Annotated in this window: 5 protein-coding genes and 1 pseudogene; all 6 read right to left on the bottom strand. The window is 45.0% G+C overall.

All coding sequences use genetic code 11. The features are described from left to right. Nucleotides 1–395: pseudogene (locus ACRC32_RS07460) on the bottom strand (transposase); the annotation flags it as partial. A gap of 92 nt (nucleotides 396–487) precedes the next feature. Next, nucleotides 488–1,192, bottom strand: a complete 705-nt coding sequence (locus ACRC32_RS07455; protein WP_438553368.1) for a hypothetical protein — start codon at nucleotides 1,190–1,192, stop codon at nucleotides 488–490. A gap of 13 nt (nucleotides 1,193–1,205) precedes the next feature. Then, entirely contained in the window at nucleotides 1,206–1,931 is a 726-nt protein-coding gene (locus ACRC32_RS07450; RefSeq protein WP_438553367.1) for a Uma2 family endonuclease, read from the bottom strand. Between the two features lie 9 nt (nucleotides 1,932–1,940). Then, a complete protein-coding gene (locus ACRC32_RS07445) occupies nucleotides 1,941–2,450 on the bottom strand; it encodes a hypothetical protein (protein ID WP_438553366.1) in 510 nt (169 codons plus the stop codon). Nucleotides 2,451–2,566: 116 nt separating this feature from the next. Next, nucleotides 2,567–2,788: a hypothetical protein gene (locus ACRC32_RS07440; protein ID WP_192160245.1), complete on the bottom strand. Its 222-nt coding sequence runs from the start codon at nucleotides 2,786–2,788 to the stop codon at nucleotides 2,567–2,569. 18 nt (nucleotides 2,789–2,806) lie between these two features. Further along, nucleotides 2,807–2,941 carry a hypothetical protein gene (locus ACRC32_RS07435; RefSeq protein WP_438553365.1) on the bottom strand — a complete coding sequence of 45 codons (135 nt, stop codon included), beginning with the start codon at nucleotides 2,939–2,941 and terminating at the stop codon, nucleotides 2,807–2,809. Between the last annotated feature and the right edge of the window lie 491 nt (nucleotides 2,942–3,432).

The raw sequence follows: 3,432 nt of genomic DNA, 5'->3' as shown, positions 1-3,432 counted from the left end.
ATTGAATGCCATTGAGAGAACCCGTCCAGAAATAATTTAAGCCTAAGAGCCTTTTTACCGTGTTGAAAGCATTTTCAATCCTCCATCTTCGGCAAGATAAATCACCAACAACTAATGGTGATAAAACTTTGGGGTCAAGAACACTCGTTAAATCAGAATGCCATGTTTTTTCCGAACAAATTTCAACTAAGCGTCAGGTAACAAATGGATTCTTTTTTGTACCAGAACCTAGCCGGATCAAACGGTCTTTTAGAGCGTAGCTATCCGAGAATACTTGCTTTATATGAATTACTGTTCCCTTCTTTAACCGAGTCATAAAATCAAATTTTCGTTCAACTTAATTGTAGCCAAAATCTAAAGTGATAAAATCCTCAGTCTAGTAAAAGTGTGACATGCTTTGCAAGATATGTGAAATAAAATTGTATCTTCGCTCGCGAAGGGTTTGAGATCCCAATTTAAATCGATTTCGACAATCGTAACAGGATTATTAGTACCAAACCTCAATACTATCCGCATTGTAGAATTCTTGCTGCTCTAGCCTAAATCCCCCCAATAACAATGCCATCCAAGTCTTGACTAGTTGCGAACCACAGTCCTGCTGCTTTTGAGCTGGATATTGTACCTTTTGTACTAATTCAAGCAGCGGTAAGCTTTGTACTCGTCTGCTGCTAAAATACTCGGCGACTGCAATAGCCCAAGCAGAGATATCTTCCACATATGCTACTAGTCCTGGGTCTTCTTCATCTGGGCGTTCTGCTGCCATTTCATCCAATGCATTCAACACAGCTGCTTTGTCAACAACACCTGCCACCGATTGAGAGTTTGAGTGGGAAGAGCGCGGGTATAGTGGTGGTGGCTCTAGCAATGCCTCTAGATCTAATGTCATTGTTTGACGCAGCATTGGAGCTAGCAGATCTTCGGTTAAAATCGGTTCGTCATCGCTCTGGTGGGTTGCTTCCCAATCATCAAGCAGGGATTGGGCGCGATCGGCATGGATTTGGGCTATCCTCAAGATGGCTTCGGGAACGATCGCTAATTGTAATTGCCGTGGTAAAGGTGCGTTAGCGAAGCTTAACGAAGTTATCGCCGCTGACAAATCCTGCCATAGTCGATCCATGTCGGCAGCAAGTGGAGCAGCGGCGGCGGCTGACAAGTTATTCCATAAGTCAAGTTCGAGTTGGATCGCTTGCATTTGTCGATTGGGTCTATTCGGACAATTTTGCTAGTTGTGCTTGCACCAAGGATCTCAGTCGCCGATTGGCATTTGCTTCTCCTTGAGTAAGGCATTGTGCCAAAAATTGATAAAATACTTCTTTCTGTAACCAGTTGAATGTAGGGCTAGTCGATACTTCCCGATATTCTCCCGATTGAAGTTGGTAAATTCTCAGAGTTGCGCCATCGTAGCGCCAAAACTCTGATATCCCTAACTGAGCGTAGAGCGCATTCTTATCGATATCAGTATGAGTAATGTCCACTTCCACCACTAAATCCGGCGGCGGATCGCGGTTGAGGTCGATCGTTCTGCCTCTAACTAGGGATTCGTTTTGGATGTAGTAGCATTTATCTGGTTCGGCTCCCTTTTTCAAATCTTCGCGCTTGAGCGTCGTCGATGCCAAGCTTTTGATATTCCAACCGCTTTCTTCCACTAGAGTGCGAATAAAAACGCCAATTAAGTCGCTCTTGTTTTCATGTTCTTCCAGTGGAACCATGAATTCTAATACTCCGAGATCGTAAGTCAGCCGCGCTGCCCGATGCTCGCCAAATGCTTCTAGCAACTTCTCGTAAGTATCCCAACTGACACCGTATAAAGTTAACCGCTGTTCTGGAGGCAACGCTACCCCAGCTATAGTATTAGCTGCCTTGGAAGTGCTAGGAGCGCGAAGGTCGCTTCGCGAACCGCCTTTGGCATCGCCGCTGAATTGATTGCTCATAGTTGCTAGCTAAATCTGCAACGGGCAGGGTCGAATCGGACACTTTTGAACGGGAACTTCTTTAATTATGTCCTCAAACCGAGTAACTCCAAATTGTTGCGTGAGTAATGCTAAAATTTCCTGAAGATATTCGCTGACTCGATCGCCGCGCATCCCCATGCAGTGAACGGGTTTGACAGAAGCAATTAGATTATTACCCTGCCAGATTTCGGCGGCAACTGCATGAACTGGTGAATTTTTGTGCTGGCGATACAGTACCAAAACGGCAGCGATCGCCGCTTGAGGCACTGGCGGTTCAATTTCGACTGTTCCTAGTAGCTCTTTGCTTGCCGAAATCCCCATCCGCTTCGTTCGGCGGCGGGAGCGATTGTTGTCATTGCGGTGACGGTAGTGAGATCGCCGACGATGGCAAATGCGAGGATTCCAACAGCGATCGCCATTTTCGCCGTGAAGTTCTTTAGCATCTTCTACAGATAGGGTGGCACACTGCCGACAAATTTTGCTGATGTGACGACCCATAGCAAACGATTATAGGGTAGGAGATGAAAAGCCAGTCTAACACGAGCGCTAATTTAGTGTAAGTTTAGTGTAAGCGTGATATTGGAATCAATAAAACAAAGCGGCTCATCCATCTTTTATCGCTCGTGCATTTCTTCTCGCGAAATCGTGCGAATTCCTGAAATTGAAACAGGGTTTTGTGCTAACTCATCCATGATATCGAATGGAATAAATTGTTGTTTGGACTGCTTTGATATAACAATCTTTACAGTAGCGACTTCTGATAATTCTTGCCGATATTCGTCAGGAATTACGATATTGCCATTTTCAACTTTGGCTTGAAATTCAACGCTAGACACGTTCAATCCTCCCAGGCATTATACTACTTCTGTTCTCAGGATAACCGATTGCTCTAGAGCGCGATCGCCCTTGTTGTGACTCAAACAGGCAAGCTCCATACTTGTCGTGGTTCCTAGTCGGCTATAGAAAGAGGAAAGCTCGCAGCCTTTCATAACAACTTTCTCTGTTGAATCTACTGGACTAGACTAAAAAAAGAAAGTGTATCATGGATCGAAATGGTTTAGGATCTCAAACCATTTCGATTTAATCTTTGCAAACTGAAGCAGCACAAGGGTAAGAGCGAATCTGCTGACAATTTTGGTGAATCTAGTGTAGTTTGAAACTCCTACTGTGCAAAGATTTTAAAATTTTGAGATCGAAATGGATTGAGATCTCAAATCAAATCGATTTCGACAGTCATGGTGAGAAGTTCAAGCTTAACGATTCGTCCACTTGGTGGCAAGCCTCGGAGGAGATAGAGGTCGAGGATGCCAAATTGGGGCGATGGCAATTACGCGCCTGGCGTTGCTTGCATCTGCGCTGCTGCAGCGACGCATCCAGTGTCATCGATCCAATTGCAACGCCTCGATCCCTCTTCCCACTCTACCCCTAAACCTTTGTGGCTGATTTGGATTGGACTGGCGCTGCCGTCATTGAGTATTGT

The organism is Chroococcidiopsis sp., from assembly GCF_051657925.1.
In the GTDB taxonomy this organism is placed as follows: Bacteria; Cyanobacteriota; Cyanobacteriia; order Cyanobacteriales; family Chroococcidiopsidaceae; genus Chroococcidiopsis.
This window is presented reverse-complemented; position numbering and strand designations above follow the sequence as displayed.